Origin of the sequence: Streptomyces sp. NPDC088725, from assembly GCF_044751305.1 — a bacterium.
GTDB lineage: Bacteria > Actinomycetota > Actinomycetes > Streptomycetales > Streptomycetaceae > Streptomyces.
In genome coordinates this window covers 450,479-471,665 of the sequence record NZ_JBIVLO010000001.1, presented here as the reverse complement: position 1 = coordinate 471,665, position 21,187 = coordinate 450,479, and the positions used below count along the sequence as shown (strand labels likewise).

14 protein-coding genes are annotated in these 21,187 nt (G+C 72.0%); 8 read left to right on the top strand and 6 right to left on the bottom strand.

Translation table 11 applies throughout. The features are described from left to right. Nucleotides 1–78: 78 nt before the first annotated feature. Nucleotides 79–1,971, bottom strand: a complete 1,893-nt coding sequence (locus tag ACIP6N_RS02035) for a protein phosphatase 2C domain-containing protein (protein WP_401812076.1) — start codon at nucleotides 1,969–1,971, stop codon at nucleotides 79–81. Nucleotides 1,972–2,386: 415 nt separating this feature from the next. Between ACIP6N_RS02035 and ACIP6N_RS02030 the strand changes: the two genes are divergently transcribed. The 3 genes from ACIP6N_RS02030 to ACIP6N_RS02020 all read left to right on the top strand — a co-directional run bounded on the left by ACIP6N_RS02030 (nucleotide 2,387) and on the right by ACIP6N_RS02020 (nucleotide 4,453). Next, the gene (locus tag ACIP6N_RS02030; RefSeq protein ID WP_401812075.1) at nucleotides 2,387–3,379 is read left to right on the top strand and encodes a helix-turn-helix domain-containing protein; all 993 of its coding nucleotides are present in this window, start codon (nucleotides 2,387–2,389) and stop codon (nucleotides 3,377–3,379) included. A gap of 95 nt (nucleotides 3,380–3,474) precedes the next feature. Further along, on the top strand, nucleotides 3,475–3,957 hold the full coding sequence (locus tag ACIP6N_RS02025) for a DUF456 domain-containing protein (protein ID WP_401812073.1): 483 nt from the start codon (nucleotides 3,475–3,477) through the stop codon (nucleotides 3,955–3,957). A 130-nt stretch (nucleotides 3,958–4,087) separates the two neighbouring features. Further along, nucleotides 4,088–4,453 (top strand): PPOX class F420-dependent oxidoreductase, encoded by a 366-nt coding sequence (locus ACIP6N_RS02020; RefSeq protein WP_401812071.1) that lies wholly within the window; start codon nucleotides 4,088–4,090, stop codon nucleotides 4,451–4,453. Nucleotides 4,454–4,703: 250 nt separating this feature from the next. Here ACIP6N_RS02020 and rsgA read toward each other — a convergent pair whose 3' ends face one another. After that, nucleotides 4,704–5,810: a ribosome small subunit-dependent GTPase A gene (rsgA, locus tag ACIP6N_RS02015; RefSeq protein WP_401812067.1), complete on the bottom strand. Its 1,107-nt coding sequence runs from the start codon at nucleotides 5,808–5,810 to the stop codon at nucleotides 4,704–4,706. Between the two features lie 733 nt (nucleotides 5,811–6,543). Here rsgA and ACIP6N_RS02010 point away from each other — a divergent pair. The 5 genes from ACIP6N_RS02010 (at nucleotide 6,544) to ACIP6N_RS01990 (ending at nucleotide 12,651) form a co-directional block, all read left to right on the top strand. Continuing rightward, nucleotides 6,544–6,744: a hypothetical protein gene (locus ACIP6N_RS02010; RefSeq protein ID WP_401812065.1), complete on the top strand. Its 201-nt coding sequence runs from the start codon at nucleotides 6,544–6,546 to the stop codon at nucleotides 6,742–6,744. Beyond that, nucleotides 6,734–8,416, top strand: coding sequence for a phytoene desaturase family protein (locus tag ACIP6N_RS02005; protein WP_401812064.1), 1,683 nt, complete (start codon nucleotides 6,734–6,736; stop codon nucleotides 8,414–8,416). Before ACIP6N_RS02010 ends, ACIP6N_RS02005 begins: the two co-directional genes overlap by 11 nt. Continuing rightward, nucleotides 8,413–10,266, top strand: a complete 1,854-nt coding sequence (locus ACIP6N_RS02000) for a phytoene desaturase family protein (protein ID WP_401812063.1) — start codon at nucleotides 8,413–8,415, stop codon at nucleotides 10,264–10,266. The genes ACIP6N_RS02005 and ACIP6N_RS02000 overlap by 4 nt, the downstream gene beginning before the upstream one ends. After that, nucleotides 10,263–11,318, top strand: a complete 1,056-nt coding sequence (locus tag ACIP6N_RS01995; protein ID WP_401812061.1) for an MDR family NADP-dependent oxidoreductase — start codon at nucleotides 10,263–10,265, stop codon at nucleotides 11,316–11,318. Before ACIP6N_RS02000 ends, ACIP6N_RS01995 begins: the two co-directional genes overlap by 4 nt. 130 nt (nucleotides 11,319–11,448) lie before the next feature. Next, a complete protein-coding gene (locus ACIP6N_RS01990; RefSeq protein WP_401812059.1) occupies nucleotides 11,449–12,651 on the top strand; it encodes a cytochrome P450 in 1,203 nt (400 codons plus the stop codon). 25 nt (nucleotides 12,652–12,676) lie between these two features. On the opposite strand, the gene ACIP6N_RS01985 is transcribed toward ACIP6N_RS01990, so the two are convergent. Genes ACIP6N_RS01985 through ACIP6N_RS01970 form a run of 4 tightly spaced genes read right to left on the bottom strand, consistent with a single transcriptional unit; the run spans nucleotide 12,677 to nucleotide 21,082 of the window. Further along, nucleotides 12,677–13,933 carry a TIGR02679 family protein gene (locus ACIP6N_RS01985; protein ID WP_401812057.1) on the bottom strand — a complete coding sequence of 419 codons (1,257 nt, stop codon included), beginning with the start codon at nucleotides 13,931–13,933 and terminating at the stop codon, nucleotides 12,677–12,679. Beyond that, on the bottom strand, nucleotides 13,930–18,186 hold the full coding sequence (locus ACIP6N_RS01980; RefSeq protein WP_401812056.1) for a TIGR02680 family protein: 4,257 nt from the start codon (nucleotides 18,184–18,186) through the stop codon (nucleotides 13,930–13,932). Before ACIP6N_RS01980 ends, ACIP6N_RS01985 begins: the two co-directional genes overlap by 4 nt. Then, a complete protein-coding gene (locus ACIP6N_RS01975) occupies nucleotides 18,183–19,562 on the bottom strand; it encodes a TIGR02678 family protein (protein WP_401812055.1) in 1,380 nt (459 codons plus the stop codon). Before ACIP6N_RS01975 ends, ACIP6N_RS01980 begins: the two co-directional genes overlap by 4 nt. Then, nucleotides 19,559–21,082: a TIGR02677 family protein gene (locus tag ACIP6N_RS01970; protein ID WP_401812054.1), complete on the bottom strand. Its 1,524-nt coding sequence runs from the start codon at nucleotides 21,080–21,082 to the stop codon at nucleotides 19,559–19,561. Before ACIP6N_RS01970 ends, ACIP6N_RS01975 begins: the two co-directional genes overlap by 4 nt. Nucleotides 21,083–21,187 lie beyond the last annotated feature (105 nt).

The following is a 21,187-nucleotide window of genomic DNA, read 5'->3' as shown; positions in this document are numbered from 1 at the left end:
AGCGAGATCCGGTGTGGCACTCGTTCCGTCCGCGGATCTCGTTCCGCCGACCTGTCCATCAACCCATGCCGGAGGTGGTTACGCCTCCCAGACCGCGACGGCCGTGCGGTCGTCCGCGTACCCCTTCACCCGCAGCTGGACGTCCGTGAGGAAGCCGGCCAGGCCCGGCGGCCCGGCGGAACTCCAGCGGGCGGCCAGTTCTTCGGAGAGGCCGGGCGCACCGCGCAGGGGTTCCGCGAGGCCGGCGCCGCACAGCAGGAGTGTGTCACCCGGCCGGGCCACGGACAGCTGGAAACGGAACGGCTCCGGCGGCGGGACCAGAGCCTCGACATACGGGGACGGCGGCGCCGGAAGGCCGAGGTCCGTGGTGAGCCGGTCGCCCGGTGCGGCGCCCTCATCGGGTGCGGGCCGGCGGGGAGCGGCCGGGAGCCCGGGACCGCTCTGCTCCAGGTCCTCCCAGGCACCGTCCCGCAGGCGGAAGAGACCACCGGGGCCGACGCCGAAGACCACCCGGCTCCGGCACGCGGGGTCGGCGGTGAGCAGCAGGCAGCGCAGGCCGGCGGTGTACTCCTCGGGCGGGAGCCCCAGTTCGGCGGCGCGGGCGCGGAGCTTGCCGCAGGCGCGGTCGGCGAGGCGCTGCAGCCCGGAGGTGAGATCGCCTCTGCGACCGCCCCGGATGTCCTCGGAGAGGCGGCTGTGATTGCGCCCGACGGCGCCCGCGATCCAGCGGCAGGCGTCGGCGGCGGCCTGGTGGGCGGCCCCTCCGGCGGTCCTGCCGCCACTCGCCACGACCACCAGCACGAGGGCCACGTCTCCGGCCCCGAACCGGGCCGTGAGCAGCGCGTCGCGCCGTGGCTCGCCCCGGTGCCGCCCGGAGTCGCCGCGTACGGAGACGGCCCGCAGGGTGTACGTCCCGTACCTGGCCCCGTCGAGCACGGTGTCGGGGACCACGTCGTCCAGCGCGTCGGCCTGGGCGGGAGGCAGCGCGGTCGGTTCGGGAGCGTAGGCGGGCGGGCCGTCCCCCACGTGGGCGGCCTTGCCGCGGGAGGGCGGCACCCAGGGAGGCCGCGTACCGAGTGGCGCGGGGGTGCGCGTCCCCGGGGTGCTCGTCCCTGGTCTGCGCGTCCCGGCCGTCTCGTCGGACCGGGCTCCGGGTGCTTCGGGGGTCTGGGGTGTCTGGGGTGGCTCCGGTATTCGCGCGCTCGGTATCTCGTCCGGCCGCCTGGCCGGCTGGTCGCCGGGCCGGCCGTCGGGCTGCGCGCCGGACCGTTCTCCCGATGACCACGGATCCGCGCCTGCGGGGGCGCCGAGCGCGGGGGTCTGCCGGGCCGGAGCCTCCTGCGGGCTTTCCCGGGGCTGCGACACGGGTGGGGCGGAGGGCGCGGGCGGGACGAACGGGGCGGGCGGCGCAGAGGCCTCCGGCGGCTCGGCAGGCGTTCTCGGGTCGCGGACGACCGGATCGGTCTTGAGGGGCCGCACCGCCGGGGTGAACCACGGCGCGCCGCCCGACGGACCGGCCTGCGGCGGACCGGAGGGCGGGCTCGGCGCGGGCGCGACGGGGGCGGGCGGCGGGGGCGGCGCCGGTGAGCGCGGCGGCTGCTCCCACCAGACGTGCGCGGGCCCGGGGGCCGGAGGAGGCGCCTGCTGGACCGTCTCCACGGCGTCCGGAGCGGCCTGCGGAGTAGCCTCGCGACCGGCGGCAGTCACGTCCGGACCGGTCTGATCCGCGTCCGGACCGTTCGAAGCCGCCTCCGGGGTGGCCGGAGCCGCGCCCGGCGCAGCCGGGGCTTCCCCGGTGCCAGGAGCGTCCTCGCCCTCCGGCGCCCCCACCGCGTCCACCGCCGAATCGAAACGGTCGTCCAGCGTGTCACCGGCCCCGGCTGCGGCGCCGCTGTCCCGCGCGGACTCGTCGTACAGCCGGTTCCACCAGTCGTCCGGTGCGGCGGTCGGCCTCTCGCCCTGCTGGTTCATGCCCCTATCCTCGACCGCCCCCGCGGTGCGAAACCGGGGCGTCCTCAAAAACCGGGGCCTGCCCGGAAATAAGTCCGCCGGGCGGCCCCACCCCCCACGGGAAGGACGCCCGGCAGACGTTCACAGGGTCAGCGCGGAGCGAATACGCCGACGCGTGGCCGACCGCATCACGTTCCGTCAGCGAAACCGGGCCAAGCCTGACCAATCGGCATATGACCGCGGCCTGTTGCTGCTGTGATGGCGCCACCCTCGCAGAGAGACACGCTATACAGGCATGATGCAGGCGGCGGGTTTGCGCCGTGGCCGGTTCCCGCCATTTTTCGCGGTGTGGAACGGCCCGGCGTCCTTACCTGCGGGAAGGCGTCCGGACGGGACGTCCTGGGCTGTCGGTGAGCTGTCGGTGAGAGGTGGGGGAGTGCTCGGAGCGCTGGGTCTCGACAAGAGGCAGGAGTCCACGTACCGCGCACTCGTGGCGATCGGCGCCGCGGAGGTCGCGGACCTCGCGCACCGGCTCGCGCTCCCCGAGCCCGACACGGAACAGGCCCTGCGCCGGCTCGAACGGCAGGGGCTCGCCGCTCAGTCGTCGTCCCGCACCGGCAGGTGGGTCGCCGCACCTCCTGCCGTGGCGCTCGGCGCGCTGCTCACCCAGCACCGTCACGAACTGGAACAGGCCGAACTGGCCGCCGTACTGCTCGCCGAGGAGTACCGCGCCGACGCCGCAGAACCGGCCGTCCACGACCTGGTCGAGGTGGTGACGGGCGCGAGCGCCGTCGCGCACCGCTTCGTACAGCTCCAGCTCGGCGCGACCGACGAGGTCTGCGCCCTGGTCACGGGCAAACCGGTCGCGGTGGCGGGCATGGACAACGAGGCCGAGGAGCGCGCCGCGAAGCGCGGGGTCTCCTTCCGGGTCGTGATCGAACGCGAGGTGCTCGCGCTGCCCGCCGGGATCAGCGAACTGTCGTCGGCGCTCGGCCGCGACGAGCAGGTACGGGTGGTCGAACGCATACCGACGAAGCTCGTCATCGCCGACCGCGGCCTCGCGATGGTCCCCCTGACCAGGAACGCCGCCGAGCCCGCCGCTCTCGTCGTGCACGCGAGCGGGCTGCTCGAATCGCTGCTGGAACTCTTCGAGGTGATCTGGCGGGAGTCGCTTCCGCTCAGGCTCGACCGCGGCGGCGCGGTGACGGAGGACGACCCGCCCGGCCCCGACGCCACCGACCTGGAGGTGCTGTCCCTGCTGCTCGCGGGTATGACGGACGCCAGCGTCGCCAAACAGCTCGACCTCGGGCTGCGGACCGTACAGCGCAGGGTGAAGGGCCTGATGGAGCTGAGCGGGGTCACGACCCGGCTGCAGCTGGGGTGGCACGCGTACGAGAAGGGCTGGGTGGCGCGCGTTCCTCGCGGCTGAGCGGCGTTCGATCTGCGCGGCTGAGCGGCGTACGTGCCTCGTAGCTCAGCGGCGTGCGATCTGCGGAGCGGGTCCGGTTCCTGCACGCTTGGCAGATGGAAGTGTGGCAGCTCGTCCTGGTGGCGCTGGTCATGCTGCTCGGTTTGTTCGGCGTCCTGATTCCCGGCGTGCCCGGCCAGGCGATCGTCTGGGCGGCCGTGCTCTGGTGGGCGCTCTCGGACACGACACGGCCCGCCTGGGCCGTCCTGATCGGCGCGACCGTGCTGCTCCTGGTGAACGTGGCCCTCAGGCCGCTGATGCCTGCCCGCCGCGCGAGCAGAACCGGTGCGCCCCGACGCACGCTGCTGGTGGGCGGAACGGCGGCGATCGCGGGCTTCTTCGTGGTGCCCGTGGTGGGCGCGATCCTGGGATTCGTCGGCGGGATCTACGAGTCGGAGCGACTGCGTCTCGGCAGCCGCCGGGACGGCTGGGCCTCGACCCGCACGGTCATGCGGACTGCCGGCTATTCGCTGCTGGCGGAGTTGTTCTCCTGTCTGCTGGTGGCGGGCGCGTGGCTGAGCGCGGTGTTCTGGAACTGAGAACACCGGTCGTCCCTTCGTGTGCTCACGCCGGGTCACCGGTCCCGCGCCGGAACCGGTACGACGCGGCGGCAGGCTCTCCGGGCCGGGCACCGGTGTGGTGACGAGGTACGCGTGTGAGGCTTGGGCCATGACACGATTCAGCGAGGCCGAGCGTGCCTACCTCAGGACCCAGCGGCTCGGGCGGTTGGCGACCGTCGACCCCAAGGGACAGCCGCAGGCCAATCCGGTCGGCTTCCATCCGCAGGACGACGGCACGATCCTGGTCGGCGGCAACTCCCTCGGCAGTACGAAGAAGTGGCGCAATCTCCAGGCGAACGCCCGGGTGGCGCTGGTCGTCGACGACATCGTGAGCGTCACGCCGTGGAAGGTACGCGGGGTGGACATCAGGGGCGAGGCCGAACTGCTGACGGGGCGCCACGACCTCGGTCCGCACTTCAGCGAGGAGCTGATCCGCATTCATCCGCGCAAGATCCACAGCTGGGGCCTGGACTGAGCCGCCGCATCGACGCTCGCCTCACTGCGGAGACCAACGTCCACGACCGGCAGCCCACTTGCCCCGCCATTCGGCGCAACGCCCTTACCGACCAAATGCGTTGAGCACGGCAGAGGCGACGGGTCCGGCAAGACCCGTCGTCTCCTCACGCCCACGGCCCGATCGCCCGCGCCCTGGCACGGACACCATGGCCCCTGGCGGCGACACCGCGCGGCCAGGGGAGAACGGACGGGAGCGGGCCGCGCCGGGGCTACCGGAACCGGCCCCGCTTGGCGTCCACGGCCGCCCTGCCCTCCGCGCCCTTGAGCCGCCAGTCACGGCGGATCTCGGCCCGCAGCCGGGCGTCGGTCTTGGCGACGATGCGCTGGTTCTCCCGCAGCAGCTTGCGGTAGCTCTCCAGCCGCCGTTCCGTCAGCACCCCGTCCGCCACAGCGGCGAGCACGGCGCATCCCGGCTCCGACAGATGCGCGCAGTTGTGGAAGCGGCACCCGGCCGCCAGCTCCTCGATCTCGGAGAAGACCTGGCCGACGCCGTTCCCCGCGTCCCACATCCCGACGCCTCGCAGCCCGGGAGTGTCGATGAGCACGCCGCCGCCGGGCAGCGCGAGGAGGTTACGGGTGGTGGTGGTGTGCCGTCCCTTTCCGTCGACGTCGCGGATGGCCTGCACCTCCATGACGTCCCGGCCGAGCAGCGCGTTGGCGAGGGTCGACTTCCCGGCGCCGGAAGAGCCGATCAGCACACTGGTACCACCTGACACCAGGCGGGCCAGCGTTTCGATGCCCTCGCCCGTCTCCGAACTGACGGCGAGCACCCGCGCGCCGGGCGCGGCGTTCCCGACGTCCTGGACGAGATGACCGCGCACCAGCGGATCGGCCACCAGGTCGGCTTTGGTGAGCACGACCAGCGGCGTCGCCCCGCTCTCCCAGCCGAGGGCGAGGAAACGTTCGACCCGTCCGAGGTTGAGTTCGGCCGCGAGTGAGATCGCGATGATCGCGTACTCGACGTTGGCCGCGAGGATCTGGCCCTCCGAACGGGTGGAGGAAGTGGAGCGTACGAAAGCGGTACGGCGTGGCAGGTACTCCCTTACGAAACGGGGGTCGCCGGCGCGGTCCATGGCCGCCCAGTCCCCGGTGCAGATCACCCGCAGCGGATCGTGCGGTGTGACGAACGCGGTGTCGGCGTGCACGAGACCGTCGGCGGTGTGGACGTCACACTGCCCGCGGTCGACCCGTACGACCCGGCCGGGCAGCAGACCCCGCTCGGCGTACGGCGTGAAAGCGGCCTCCCAGCGCGCGTCCCAGCCGTAGGGCGCGAGCGGGTGTGAAGCGGAGGAAACCTGAGGAAAGGAGGAAGACAAGGGGTGACCCTTCACAAGGGTGGCCCCGGCACGCGCGCGCAGGCGCGGAAGTGAAGCGGAAGGTCAGCCGGAGACCACAGGGATGGGAACGATGAACTTCTGAACCTGGGCGACACCCAGCGCGGTGACAGTCATCAATGTCCTCACCTCCTGTTTCTCAACTTCTCAACGCTCCGACAACGGCCCGGAAGCGGCGCGTTACCGCTGCCGTTCCGGACGACGGCCACCATAACCGGACCGCGCACACCGCCGCGAGCTATTTTCCCGGCGCCGCACGCCGGCGCGGCCTGACGGGGTGACACGCACCGGAGGAGGTCCGGACGAGCCGTCCCCAGCCTCACCGATAAACGTACCAATTCACTCACATTGACGACGCCGAACCTCTCCGTATTACACCTCGGCGGGCGTCCGGTTGCATTATTTCGACCGGATTCGCGATTTTCCCCGAAAGAGTGTCAATCCACGTGTGCGGCGAGGATTGAAGCCGTTGCCGGAGGAAAAGAATCATCCGAACTCAAGCGTGCGCGGGTTCGCCGCGACGCGAAACCGGCCGATGAAATGGAGCCATCCTCCACTCGCGCGTGCCTTGCGTGCCGCTCACGAGCCGAATCCTCATGCCCCCTCCTTTGCCGTGCCGAATACCGTGCGGGAATTCCTTCACGGGGATTCCGGCAGCCATCCACTCCGTCTCGCCCGTCTCGTACTGGTTCCGCATTCTCAAGGAGGTTCACGGATGCGTGAAGGTGGACGTGCTTCTGAGGATGTCTCCGCATTCGACTCCGAGGACGCCGCCGCATTCGACCGAGTCGCCCGCACCCGGTACGCCGCCGCCACAGTCCTCGTCATCGACGGCACCCGTGCGGGGCGGGTCGGCGGGCCGAGCGCCGACCCGTTCCGTCCGGTCCTCAACGGAGAGGCGGACCATGCGTCCTGACGACGACGCCGACTGGCGCAGCCCGCGGCGGCGGCCCGGCAGCGCACCCCGTGTCATCGTGATCGGCGCGGGCGTGGCCGGCCTGTCCACCGGCTGCTACGCGCAGATGAGCGGATTACGGACCCGCGTCTTCGAGAAGCACGTACTGCCGGGCGGCTGCTGCACGGCCTGGTCCCGCGAGGGCTACCTCTTCGACTACTGCATCGAGTGGCTCATCGGAACCGCCCCGGGCAACGACGCGAACCAGATCTGGCGCGAGCTGGGAGCACTCGACGGAAAGACGATCACCAACTTCGACCTGTTCAACAAGGTCACCGACGCGGACGGCCGGTCGGTCACCTTCTACAACGACCCCGACCGTCTTGAGGCACACCTCACCGCGATCTCGCCCCTCGACGCCCGCCTGATCCACTCCTTCTGCCGCGATCTGCGGCGGTTCATCCGGATCGAGCTGTACCCCTTCCTGACAGCGCCCGCGCTGCGCACCGTAGGGGAACGGGCGGCCATGCTGCGTACGGTGCTGCCGGCCTTCCGCCTCTTCTGGCGCACGGCCGCCACACCGATACACCGGTTCGCCGACCGCTTCCAGGACCCGCTGCTGCGCAAGGCGTTCCGCAATATCTTCTTCCAGGACCCGGAGGGCTTCCCCCTCCTGCCGTACCTCTTCAACATGGCCAGCGCGTATCACGGCAACGCGGGCTTCCCGCAAGGAGGTTCGCTGGGGCTCGCCCGGTCGGTCGAGGAGCGGTACACCGGGCTCGGCGGAGCCGTCACCTACCGGGCCCGCACCGAGAAGGTGCTCGTCGAGAACGACCGGGCGGTCGGTATCCGGCTCCGCGACGGCCGAAGGTATTACGCCGAGCACGTCGTCGCGGCCTGCGACGGCCACACCACGGTGTACGACCTGCTCGGCGGCCGGTACACCGGGCCGAGGATCGACAAGCTCTACACCGAGCTGCTCGAACGCCCCGGCACCCTGTTCCCCGCCGTCGTCTCGGCGTTCGTCGGCATCCACGGCTCACTGCCCGCGGGCGAGGCCCACAGCACCACCCACCTGCTGCCCGCCGAGGACGCCGGCGCACTTCCCGGCGCGCTTCAGAACAGCCTCGTCGTGCAACTGCGCTCCCGTTACGCGGACGGTTTCGCCCCGCCCGGCAAATCGGTCGTGCACTGCACCTACTTCAGCGACTACGCGTACTGGACGGACCTGCGCCGGAGCGACCGGAAGGCGTACCGCGCGCAGAAGCAGAAGGTGGCCGACTTCGTACGGAGCTTCCTGGAGCGGCTGTGGCCCGGCGCCGCCGATCGCGTCGACCTCGTAGACGTGGCCTCACCCGCGACGAACAGGCGCTACACCGGCAACCACGCGGGCTCCATCCTCGCCTGGAAGGCGTTCTCCGACGCCGACGACGTGGCCGCCGACCTGGTCGGCAAGGACCGCATGCGGCTGCCTGGGCTCAGCGGATTCTCCATGGCCGGCCAGTGGGTCGGCATGGGCGGCCTGATCCGTGCCGCGTCCACCGGCCGCTTCGCCACCCAGTATCTGTGCGAGGAGCTGGGCGTCGCCTTCCAGGCATACGAGAGCTCCGGCGCGGAGCCCTGGCACGCCGGAAAGCTGGGCAGGCTGCCGCAGCTCGACCGGTGGTCCTCACGGGAGGGAACGGGCACATGACCCCAGACAGCGGCGCGCCCGCACCGCCGGCCCCCGGCGGCAGGGAAACCATGATCATCATCGGTGCCGGGCTCGGCGGCCTCTCGACGGGCTGCTACGCGCAGATGAACGGCTACCGGACCCGGATCCTGGAGATGCACGAGCTGCCCGGCGGCTGCTGCACCGCGTGGGACCGCGGCGATTTCACGCTCGACGCCTGTGTCAGCTGGCTGCTCGGCAGCGGACCCGGCAATGAGATGCACCAGATCTGGCTGGAGCTGGGCGCCCTCCAGGGAAAGGAGGTACGGCACTTCGACGTGTTCAACGTCGTACGCGCCCAGGACGGCAGGGCCGTCTACTTCTACTCCGACCCCGACCGCCTGGAAGCCCACCTCTGCGAACTCTCCCCCGCCGACGCCCGCCGGATCAGATCGTTCTGCGATCAACTGCGCACCTTCCGGAAGGCGCTGGCCGTCTACCCGTTCCTCAAGCCGGTCGGGCTGATGGGCCGTGTGGAGCGCTGGCGCATGCTCGCCTCCTTCGTCCCGCACTTCAACGCCGTCCGCAAGGCGATCTCGGTGCTGATGTCGGATTACTCCGCCCGGTTCAAGGACCCCTTGCTGCGCCGGGCGTTCAACTTCGTCCTCTACGAGAAACACCCCGCGTTCCCGGTCCTGCCCACCCACTTCCAGCTCGCCTCGCACGCCAACCTCTCGGCGGGCGTGCCCGAAGGCGGTTCACTCGGCCTCGCGAAGTCCATCGAGAGCCGCTACGTGCGGCTCGGCGGCCGGGTGACGTACAACGCGAAGGTCGAGGAGATCCTCGTCGAGAACGACCGCGCCGTGGGTGTACGCCTCAGCGACGGCAGCGAACAGCGCGCCGACATCGTCATATCGGCGTGCGACGGCAAGACCACCGTGTCGACGTTCCTCAAGGACCGCTATCTGAACGACGCCTACCGGCGCCTCTACACGGACACCATCCATCAGCCCGGCATGGTGTTCCCCGGCTACTTCACCCTCTTCCTCGGACTCGACCGGACGTTCCCCGACGCCGACCCGTGCACCACCTACCTGCTCGACGAGGCGCAGGCCACCGAACTGACCGGCATCCGCCACGCGAGCGTCAACGTCCAGTTCCGCAGCCGCCACTACCCGGAACTGTCCCCGGACGGCACCTCCGTCGTCTACGCCACCTACTTCTGCGACATCGCGCCCTGGCGGGCCCTGGACGAAGGACCGGAACAGCGCACGCGGACCCGCGGCGGGCAGGAACTCCACACCCTCCCCGTCAAGCACGGCCGCGGCTACTACGCGGCCAAGCACAGGGCGCGCACCGCCCTCGTGCGCTTCCTCGACGAGCGCTTCCCCGGGCTGGAGGACGCCATCGTGGTGCGTGACGTGTCGACTCCGCTCACCCAGGTCCGGTACACGGGCAACCACGACGGGACGGTACTGGGCTGGCAGCCGTTCGTGGAGAGCGGCGAGACGCTCGAAGAGCTGGTCAAGAAGCACGGGCCGGGACTGCCCGGCCTGGAGAACTTCTACCTGTCAGGGGTGTGGGCGACGACCGGCGGACTCATCAGGGCCGCCGCCGCGGGCCGCCACGTCATGCAGTTCGTCTGCCGCGACGACGCCAAGCCGTTCACCGCTTCCATCGATGACAGCGCGCCGCCGCCCACCCACCTCGTCATCCCGGTCGGAAAGCCGGACGACGCCCCGGCCTCCGGCAGAAGTGGGGGCCGGAGCGAAGGCCGGAGTCGCGACCGGTCCGGAAGTCACGCGACCCCGCGGCCCGGCGTGCCGGCGGCCCCGCACGTCCACCGCCATGCAGCCCCGCAGCCTCCGCAGCACTCCGAGGAGCAGAAGTGAAGATCAGCAAATGGGTCGTCCGCGAGCATGTCGAGGGCGTCCCCGATGTCGACCGGATCTACGAGAAGGTCGTCGAGGACATCACCGTGGACCTCGCGCCGGACGAGATGCTGCTGAAGACCCGTTACGTGTCGGTCGACCCCTACCTCCAGGGCATCGCCCTCGACACACCGCTCGGCGGGCACATGGGGGCGGACACCGTGATGGAGGTCCTGGCGGCCGGTCCGCGGGCCGCGCACGGGCCCGGCGACCTGGTACAGGGGTTCGGCGGCTGGCGCTCCCATGTGGTCAGCAACGGCGAGGCGACGCTGTGGCAGACGGGCACTTTCCCGATGGTCTTCCCCGACTACCGCGCGCTCGACCCGGGCTGGTACGACGACGCCCTGCCGCTCGCGACGGCGCTCAGCGCGATGGGCGGACCGGGAATGACGGCCTGGGGCACCTTGAACACCTTCCTGGAGGTCACCCCGGGAAACACCCTTGTCATCAGCGGCGCCTCCGGAGCCGTCGGCACGCTGGTGGGTCAGCTGGCCCGGCTGGCCGGGGCCCGTGTGGTCGGTACGACATCGAGCCCGCGCAAAGCCCGCCACCTGAAGGAACTCGGCTTCGACGAGACCATCGTCTACGAGCAGGGCGACAGCACGGAGAGCGTACGCGAGGCGCTGGTGCGCGCGGCGCCCGACGGCGTCGACCGCTACTTCGACAACCTCGGCGGCGCCGTCACCGATGCCGTGTTCTCCATGCTGAACATCGGCAGCCGCATCGCCCTGTGCTGGCAGTGGGCGACCCAGGTGGGCCAGGACGTGGTCGGCCCCCGCCTCCTCCCGTACCTCATGTTCCCTCGCGCGACCATCCGCGGGATCTTCTCCCTGGAGTGGTTCACCGACGAGAACTGGCGGGCCCTCCACGCCGATCTGGGAAGCCGGGTCAGGAGCGGGGAGGTCACGTGTCACCACACCCTCCATCACGGGTTCGACGCCATCCCCACCGCCTACCGGAGCCTCTACCACGACCGGGACTCCCACCTGGGCAAGGTACTGGTCGAACTGTGAGCCCTACCGCGACCGGCGGCCGCCCGCACCCTGCCGCCGCCGCGCCCCCACCCGTGAACATCCGGCGCACCACGTACCTCCCTCCGACGGAGCGCCCAGGCCCATCCACCGGACACCGCCAGGAGTCTCCATGCCCGCCGCAGCCGACCTCACCTCCGTTGTTCCGTCCCCGCTGCCCCCGCTTCACCGCCTGCAGTTCGACGTCCCGGGTCCGCCCTGCCTCACTCCGCTGCCCGACGGGTCCTCGGTCTGGTACGTGAGCCGCTACGCCGATGTGCGCCAGGTGCTCAGCGACAGCGAGTTCGGCCGGGCCGAGCTGTACGCCCCGGACGGCCCGCCGCGTCCGGAAACCCCCGGGCTCACGGACAACCCCGAGCTGATGTTCAACCAGGACGGGGACTCCCACCTGCGTCTGCGCCGCACGCTGCGCCGGGCGTTCACTCCGAGGGCCGTGGCCCGGTGGCGCCCGTGGGTCGCCTCGATCGTGGACGACCTGCTGAAGGGCCTGGCGGATCGCGACACACCGGTGGACATCGTGGCGGAGTTCGCCCTGCCGCTGCCCATCGCGGTGATCAGCCGGCTCATGGGACTCGACGCCTCGGTGCATGAACGCCTGCGCCGCTGGACCGTGATCGCCTTCTCGGGAGATCCCAGTCCGAGCGAGGAGGCGCGTGCGGCCCTGGACGACTTCTCCGACTTCGGCGCCGCGCTGCTCGCCGAGCGGCGGCGCGAGCCCGGGGACGACCTCGTCAGCGGCCTTGTCAGCGCGGCCGACGACGAGGGCGGCATTCCGGAGTCCCACCTGGTCAGTCTCGTCTGCGGGCTGGTGGCCGGCGGCCACGACAGCACGATGACCATGCTCAGCAACTCGCTGCTGTATCTGCTCGGTGAGCGGCGGGAGTGCTGGCCGCGGCTCGCGGCCGACGAACAGGCGGCGGAGACGGCGGCCGCCCGGCTCCTGCACATGATTCCGCTGGGCGACGACCGGGGCACGGCGCGCCGGGCCGCTCAGGACGTCGAGGTGGGCGGCGTGCCGATCCCGGCGGGCGCGGTGCTCCTCGCGGACTGCGGCGCGGCCAACCGCGATCCCGAGGTCTTCTCGCCGGATCGGGCCGAGGACCTGTTCGCCCCGCTGGAGGCCCCCACGCTGTCGTTCGGCGCGGGCCCGCACTACTGCCTGGGCGCGTGGCTCGCCCGCCTCGAAATCCACCTGTCGCTGCACCGCCTGGCCGCCGCGTTCCCGGCCCTGCGCCTGGCGGAGCCGTCGGAAGCGGTCCGGTGGCGCCTGGGCAGTACGTCCCGCAGTCCTGAGGAACTGCTCGTGACGTGGTGACTCAGGGAGGACAGGGGCAGGCATGTCACCGGGCCGGGCACGGCTGCCCGGGGCCGCGGTCGGGGCTCAGGTCATCCAGGAGGGAGTCGGCGACCGTCTCTTCGAGTACCGCCGCGCCGTGTCCGGTCATCGCGGCGGCGAGGTCCGGGTCCCAGGGTGCTTCGGTCATCCGGCCCAGCGGTGGTCCCTCCGGGGTACGGGCGGCGGCCGCGCGGAAGTCGGCCGCCGTCATCCGCCAGGGGACGGCCCGGGTCTTGGCCATCACGTACGCGGCGATCCGCAGACCCTCACCGTCGAAGTCGCCGTGGCAGCGCACCGTTGCCCCGTGCTCGGTCAGCAGGCGCAGCAGCGCGACGGCCGCGCTGTTGGGCCAGCCCGAGGTGCAGATCAACGCGGGACAGCGGGGGCCGAAGCGGCGCAGCGCGAGCGCGAGCACGCTCGGGTTCTCGGTGACGTGCACCGGTCCTGGCGTGAGGCCGAACTCTCCGGGCGACCGGAGTTGGGCGAGGGTGAGGGAGACGGCCTGGCCGGCCCCGGCGCATGTACGGGAGATCCGGCTGACGGTTCCGTCGCCGAGGGGGCGCAGACCGGCGGCGAGCACCGTGGTGGACAGCTCGTCGTCGCTCACCCCGGCGCGGCTCCACAACGCGCGGCGCTGCTGGGCGTCCACGGGCAGCTCCGTCCCGTACACGCAGGACAGCGCGCGGAGGATGAGGGAGGACAGCCGCGTGCCGTCGTCCAGCGCGTGCGCGTCGCCGCCGAGGACGCGCGCGGCGAGTACGGGCAGGGGTTCGCCCCGGGCGGGGAGGGCCGCCAGCGTGGTCAGGGCGGAGGCGAGCAGTTCACGGGTCCTGGCGGTGGACCCGTCGGTGACGCCTCGTTTGCGGACGTGGGCGGCCCACTCGGCCAGCGCGGGCTGCGCGGTGATCACCTCGTGCGTGTCCAGCCAGTGCCAGAGCGCCGTCCGCTCGTCCGTCAGTCGCTCACGGTCGGCGGCTCTGTCCCCGAGTGGCCCGATGACGCGGACGGCGACCTCGCGGACCGTCTGCCCCGACGCGTCGGCCAGGGCCGCGTCCAGGTCGCTGAGCCGGACGTTCACGTACTCCTGCGGGTAGCGGTCGAGCCCCAGCAGATCGGCGAGGACCTCCCGCTGGGCCAGGTCGAGCGGGCCGACCCGTACGCGGCTGACCGGGCGGCCGGACGACAGGCGGTGGTGGACGGCCCGCCAGAGAGGGCGCAGCGCGGGGTGGTCCACTCCTGAGGCCGGCCGGGGCTCAGTCATACCGGGGCCGTTCTCCCGGTCACGGCCGCGTCGGCCTCGCTTTCCGGATCGGCTTGGTTGTCGGCTTCGTTGTCCGCTTCCGTTTCGTCCGCCAGGAGATCCGATCCGTTCCAGGTGAAGCGGGCGCTGGTCACGGCGTCGTCGCCGTCGGCTCCGGTGATCAGCTGGTGGATCGCGATGCCGGACAGCTCGCGGTAGGTGCACCACTCGTGGTCCGAGGTGAGCATGAAGTCCAGGTCCAGTGCGTCGAGCAGTGCGAAGACCTGGCCGCGGTTGGTGCTGTCGACGCCGACGAACACCTCGTCCAGGAGAATCAGGCGCGGTGCCCGCGGGACCGTCTCGTAGTGGGCGGCGACCGCGGCGAACAGCGGGAGGTGCAGGGCGATCGCCTTCTCGCCGCCGGACAGGGCGCCGTGCAGCCGCTTGGTCAGCAGCTGCCAGCCGGAGTCGTTCGCCCGGTCGAGTTTGACGACGAACTGGTGCCAGGAGGTGTAGTCCAGGACCTCCGACAGCTGTTCTTCCCAGGTGGCCGCCGTGTCCTTGGCCTTCGCCTCCTCGATCCGGCCGCGGAAGAAGGTGTGCAGGGCCTCGCGGTCCTCTTCCGTGATCCGCTCCGGGTCCTTGAGGAGCAGTTCCCGGGCCGCTTTGGTGCCGGCCGGGAGGTCGGGGTGGATCTGCCACACCAGGCGGACGGCGACCCTGGAGGCGGTGCGGACCCGCTCCAGGTGGTGGTTCATCCGGTCGACGAGTTCGTTCGCCTGGCGGATGCGGTCGGCGAGGTGACGCCGGGTGTCTCCGGTCAGGGTCTTGTCGAACAGCCCGCGTTCGGCGGCGGTGATGTCCTGCCGGCCGCGGTCGCGGTCCGCGGTGAGGGACGCGAGCAGCTGGGCCGCGCCGATCCGTACGCCGTCCACGGCGGCGGTGAAGACGTGGATGTCGTCGTCGGCCTCCAGGTCCAGGTCGGCCCTGCTGCCGAGGAACTGGCGCGCCTTGTGGACGGCCTCTGACAGGCGGTTGAAGGCGTCGCCCACGTTGCGCGTGCTGTGCGGCAGGTTCGGCCAGAGCGCGGCGGTCTCGCGGGCCGCCTCCAGTGTGGTGCGCGTGCCGTCCTCGGAGGTGAGGGTCAGTTCGATGTCCGCGTCCTTGGGGAGGCCGACGACGCACAGGTGCCGGAACCGCAGCGCGGCGGCGTTGCGGTCGGCCACGGCGCTGTCGCGCCGTCGCGTGTCCTCCGCCTTCCGCTCCAGGAGCGATCCGATACGGGTGGCCAGCTCCATCAGTTCCGCGTTGCGGGCGCTGATGCGCTCGCGCGTGCCGGTCAGTTCACGGCGGAGTGCGCTGATCCGCTCGGCGACCTGCCGGTAGTCCTCGCCCACCGTGCTTTCCACCGCGTCGAGTTCGGCGGCCAGTGCACGCGCTGCGGCCTCCGCGGCCTCGGCCTCGGCCGCGTACTCCTCGGCGCCGCTCCGGGACCTGGCGGCCTGCGCGCGGGTCAGGCCCGAGGTCTCACGCGCGGCGGCCCAGGCGAAGTGCGCGTCCAGCCACAGGTCCGCGACTTCCCTGAGCGCGTCCACTGCCGTGGACAGGCCGTTCAGCGCCTCGCGGTCGGTGGGCAGCGTGTGGTCCGCGGAGAGTGCCGAGAGCGTACGCGTGGCGTCCGCCACGTCGTCCTCCCTCTCGGACAGCCGCCGGACCGCGTCGCGCACCGCGTCGGAGCGCGCGGCGACATGGGACTCCGCGCGGTCCCGCTCGTCCCTGCGCGCGTCGAGGTCGCGGTAACGGGGCCGGTCGCGGAGATCGGCGTCCAGTCGCGTACGGCGTTCGCCGAGGGCGCGCAGCAGTGCGTCGAGGGTGTTGACCGCCGCTTCGATCTCGGCCAGTCGCTCGGTGAGACCGGCGATCTGCCGCTGCCTGGCGCGTTCCCGGGCGGGCGCGCCGATGTAGGCGGACTCCTCCTTGCTCCAGGTGCCCGAGGTGTTGGCCAGCCGCCAGCTGCCGTCGGCCGCCACAGCGGCGACGCGGTCCTGCGGCAGCCCCGTTCCGTAGGCGATCCCGCTGAGCAGCCACGCCACCCGGTCGACCGGGACGGTCGTCTCCGGCTCCGGCCGCAGCACTTCGAGCAGCGTCGCCTCGGTCGGCGGCACCGCCCACGCGGCGTCGGCCAGCCTGTCGTGACCGGGGACCTCGATGTCGCCGTGGGCGCCCACCCAGGCGTCCAGGAGTCCCGATCCCTCCAGCGCCGCTTCCACTCCGGCCTGGGTGGCGGCGGGGATGTCGTCGTGGAAGGCCACGAGCCGCCACAGGGGGGCGCCCTCCATGGCCGACCGGTCCGCGGTACGGGTGTACGGCGCCGGGGGCGGCAATTCGGTCTGCGCGCTGAGCCGTTCGAGCTCCCGGGTGACGGTGTCACGGTTCTCGTGGGTGGCGCTCAGCGTGGCGCGGACGGTCGCCTCGTGCTGGGTGATGTCGCGGTCCACGGCGCGGGCGGCGGCTTCCACCACCGCCGTGACGTCCCCCTCCACCGGGGCGAGGGCGGCCAGTTCCTCGGTGTCCTGGACGCGGATCTCGCCGCACCGGCCGGCCCATTCGCGCCACTTCTGTCCCTGGGCTTCGAGCGCCGCCTCGTACGCGCGGGCGCTCTCGTCGCGCCGGCCGGTGGCCTCGGCCAGCCGTTCGCGGGACGCGTCCATGGCCCGCTCGGCCGCGGTGCGTTCCGCCACGGCCCTGTCGTACCGGTCGATGGCTCCGGCGACCTCGGTGATCTGATGCCGTCGTGCGGTCACCGCGCCACGCAGCAGCCTGCGCGCCGTGCGGCCCTGGTCGTCCTTGAGCGCGGCGACCCGGGCGTCGCCGCCGAGCGTCGCCTCCACCTCCGCGCACACCGATTCCATGGCGGCCCTGCGGGCGGCGCGGTGGGTGTCCTCGCGGGTCGTCCGTACCTGCTCGGCCCGCTGCCCGGCCAGCTTTTCGGCCTCCGCCGCAAGGCCGTCGTCGGTGTCCGCCTCGCCCAGTTTGGTCCTGGCCGCCGCCCGCCGGTCCTGCGCGTGCCGCGCGGCGGCCTCCGCGCGGCGGCGTAGCTGGTCCAGCTCCTGGCCCTGCTGGTAGGCGCCGGAGTCGACCAGCCCCTGGACGGCGCCTTCCATCTCCTGCGCCCGGTGTTCCAGTTCTTCCAGCTGCCCGGCGGTCTCGACCCGGGCCAGCTGGGCCTGCGCGTGCTGTTCCTCGCTCTCGCGCGCGACGCGGGTGAGGTCGTCCATCTCGGTGGTGGCGGAGATGACGGCCGCGGCGGCGGCGCGCAGCACGCGCTGCGCGTATCCGCGCTGCTGGGTGGCGATGGCGGCGGCGGCCGTGACCTCGGAGTCCAGTTTCGTCAGATGCTCACGCTGGCGGTCCAGCCGTTCGAATCCCTCGGCGAGTTCGGTGATCTCGCCCTGGCCGAGCGGGGGCAGAGCACGGGACAGGAGCGAGGAGAGCAGCGAGGGGTCGAGGCGCTCCGAGAGCTTGGGCGTGCGCAGTTGCAGCAGCGCGGTGATGAGCGCGTCGTAACGCTGCTCGTTCAGGCCGGGGAAGAGCGTACGGCGGACCACCGCGCGGTATTCGGCCGCGGAGCCGTGGATCTCGCCGTGCCCGCGCAGCGCGTCGGCGAGCGCGGGACGGGTCAGCGGCTGCCCGGCCTCGTTGACCAGGGGGAGTCCGCCGGGCGTGGCGACGCGCTGTGTCGTGGTGAAGTAGTCGGTGTGCACGCCGCTGGTGTGGACGCTCGCCTGGAGCCGGGCGCCGATGCAGAACCAGCGCTGTCCGCCCCCGTCGCCGGTCTCATCGGCGCCGCTCTCGCCACCGTCGCTCTCGTCTGCCCGGCTTCCGCCGCCGGTGTCCTCGCCTGCCTCGGTCTCGTCGTCCGTGGCGGGCCGGGTGAACTCCACCCAGACGTAACCGACCCGGGTCTTGCCGGACGCTCCCTCCCCCATCAGGTTCCAGTGCATGGTGCGGTCGGAACCGCCGAAGGTGGAGAGCCTGTTCGGCCGGAGGCTGGCGTCGAAGAGGAAGGGCAGGAGCAGTTCCAGCGCCTTCGACTTGCCCGTTCCGTTCTGGCCACGCAGCAGCAGCCTTCCTTCGTGGAAGGTGAACGTCTCGTCGAAGTAACGCCAGACGTTGATGATGCCGCTGCGCGACGGCTGCCAGCGGGCCCGGCCCTCGGTGGACCTGTCGGTGCTCTCCTCCATGGTCTGCCGGGGAAATTGCGCGATGCTCACGACGGGCCCATTTCCATATCTACAGTGGTTTTCGCGGGATCGGCGGGATCGGTGGATGCGGCGGGGTCCGCGGGTTCGGCACGACCGGCAGGCACCGCGGGCGTGGCCTTCCCTGGCGTGGCTTTCTCTGCTGTGGTGTTCCCCGCCGTGGCGGTGCCCGTGACGCGGTAGCGCGCGGCCGCCGGCAGGGCGATCACCCGCTCGCCGGCCCTGCGCACCAGACCGAAGTCGTGCAGTACGGCGACGGCGTCCGAGACCAGTCGCCGGGCACCTTCCGCGGACTGGTAGGTCTTGGCCCACCGGGGGAAGCGCCCGAGCAGTTCGACCGCTTCCGCGCCCAGTTGCTCCGGCGTCGCCCCGCCGGCCGCCGCCGCGATGGGTTCGAGCAGGAGGAGCGCCGCGACCTTCGCCGTCCCCGCGTCGTCGGGGAAGGTGCCGTCGGTGGCGATGCCGTCCGGATCGACGAGGAGGAAGCCCTCCGCGCGCTCCTCCAGGACGAAGCCCGCCTGTTCGGCCGCGCGGCGCAGGATCTGGCGTCCGGTAGGGGAGGCGAGATAGGTCTGCTCGTCGTCCGTGAGGTCGTGCCGGTAGAGCACCGGGTCGTCGAAGAGGCGCCGCAGGACGGAGTGCCTGAGCCAGAGGTTGCGCTGCGTCTCGGACAGGGCGGGGGCATCGCCCGCGCTCACGTCGGCCGCGCCGCCGTACCGCTGTTCGCGGGACAGCTCCCGCAGCAGTTCGCCGAAGCGCGGTGCCACGTCGTCGGCGGGCGGCGCGAGCCGGGAAGGGCCCACGGGGGCCGCCAGCAGCCGCATCAGGAGCGTGGCGTCGACCCGGTAGAGGACCTTGGCCTCCACCGACTCCACGAAGCTGTCCGTCGCGCCGTCGACGGTCAGCAGGGCCCCGTACGACTCCAGGAGGCGGAGCGCGTCCGCGAAGGCCGTCCGCTGCCGGCGGCTGGACGTGTCGAAGGCGGGCAGCGCCTCGTCCGCGCCCATGGCCCGCGCCACCCGGTCGGCGAGCAGGCCGATGGTGGTCACCGACAACGGCGTCAGCTCGGCGGCGACCACGCACAGCAGCACGTAACGGAGGCGGTCGAACGGCGCGTGCCCCGCGCGTGTCCTTCTCGCGGGACGGGACGCGTCGGCGCCGGACCGGATCTTGAGCAGGCGCGCGTATCCCAGCCGGGGCTCCACGACCAGGGTCCAGCCGCAGGAATAGTCGAACCACTTGGCGAGCGGTTCTTTGCGGCGCCTGATGATGTCGAAGGAGCCGGGATCGGCGCGCTCGGTGATCAGTGGCCTCCCGAGCAGCAGCCGGATGCCCCGGGCCACCTCTTCCCGTTCCGCGACGACCAGTTGATTGGCGAGATTGCTCACCCTGGGGCCTCCGTTCCGGGGTCCCGGCCGCCCGGCACCGCACCCGGAGTGCGGATCTCGACCAGGTAGTCAGGGCCGCGCAGCACTCCTGCGGGGGTGCGCAGTTCGGCCTGCCCGCCGTCGGGCGCGGGGCGCAGCCCGATCTCCACACGGCCGTCGGCGGTGACGGCGCGACGCGCGCCGGTGCTGTCGGGCCGTACGGCCAGGGCCCGGCCGATCAGATCGAGAAGCAGCTCGAAGACCGAGTGGTCCAGCTTCGCGAAGTCGGAGAGCAGGACGGGCCCGCCGGTGTCCAGGAAGCTCCACGCCGCTTCCAGCTCGGCCCGCTCGCGCCGGGACTGCCGTGCGCGGGCCGCCTTGATGCCCGCGACGTCCCGCACCCTGCCGGTCCTGGAGAACCGCTCGGTACGTCCGCTGGAGCGCAGCAGCGCGGAGACCTCCACCGGCGGGCTGTCGGCCCAGCTCTGCGAGGAGGAGACCAACTCGGGGTCCGGATGGCACAGATGGGCGTGCCGGGCGGGGCCGAGACCGAAGGCGGCCGACCACAGGCGGTGCAGCTCGTCCTCGCCCGGGGCCGCGGCGAACCACCGGGCCAGTTCGCGGAAGTCCTGCGCCGCGCTGGAGGAACGGCGGCGTGACTCGGTGATCCGGTCGAGGACCTGGAGCAGCGTGACGATGGCGCGGCGCGCCACGTCGTGCAGCTGCTCGACCCGGGGCCTCGACCCGTCCGCGGGCAGGAACCAGGCGCGCAGCCCCTCCCAGCGCGCACGGCGTCCTTCGAGCCAGTCGGGGCCGGGGTCACCGCCCGCCGTGGGAGGCAGCTCGGCGCCGCGCAGCGCCCGTTCGTGCAGGACGCCGACGCCCGCTTCCTCGAGCCGCGCCACGGCCGAGGCCACGGCATGCCCCCGCTGGTCCAGATTGACCAGGAACTCCTGGAGGTAGGCGACGGTCGCGGCCTTCACCTCGCGGAAGATGGCCGGATCGGCGCCCTCGGCCCGCAGCAGGCGCTGGAGTTCGCCGTTGAACGCCTTGGTGTTGTCCAGCAGGGCCTCCAGGTGCCCTTCCAGCTCCTGGAGAGTGCTGAACACCCGCCGGTCCGCCGACACCGGATCCGCCAGCAGGACGTACAGCTCGTCCAGCCGGTCGGCGATCGCCTCCAGCACAGCCGTCTGGAGCGCACCGGTCGAGGTCAGCACCTTCAGGGCATGCCGCACTCCGGCGAACGCGGCCTCACCGCGCCGGGTGAGGGAGTACTGGAGGTTCTGGCGCTCGTAGTCCTCCGCCGTGCGGTAGTTCTCCGCGTGGTTCTGGATGACGTCGAGCAGCCCCCAGTCCCCCAGCTGCTTCAGTTTTCCCTGGAGGTCGTCGTCGGTGATGGCGTCGAGCCAGCCCACCGTGCGCAGCCGGCTGCGCACGCCGTCCAGGGCCAGCGCGGTCTCCAGGCGTTCGTTGGCCGCGCCGAACGCCTGCAGGATGGCGGCGTACAGCTCCGCTCTGTCCCCCGTGGTGAACCGGAACATGTCCGGTGGCACTCTTCGCAACGACACCCCCTCCTCCCGGGCCGTCGAGGTGTCCCTCGCGCACACCACCGTACGAGGCCCCGCTGACAGCCACGCCGGAATCCG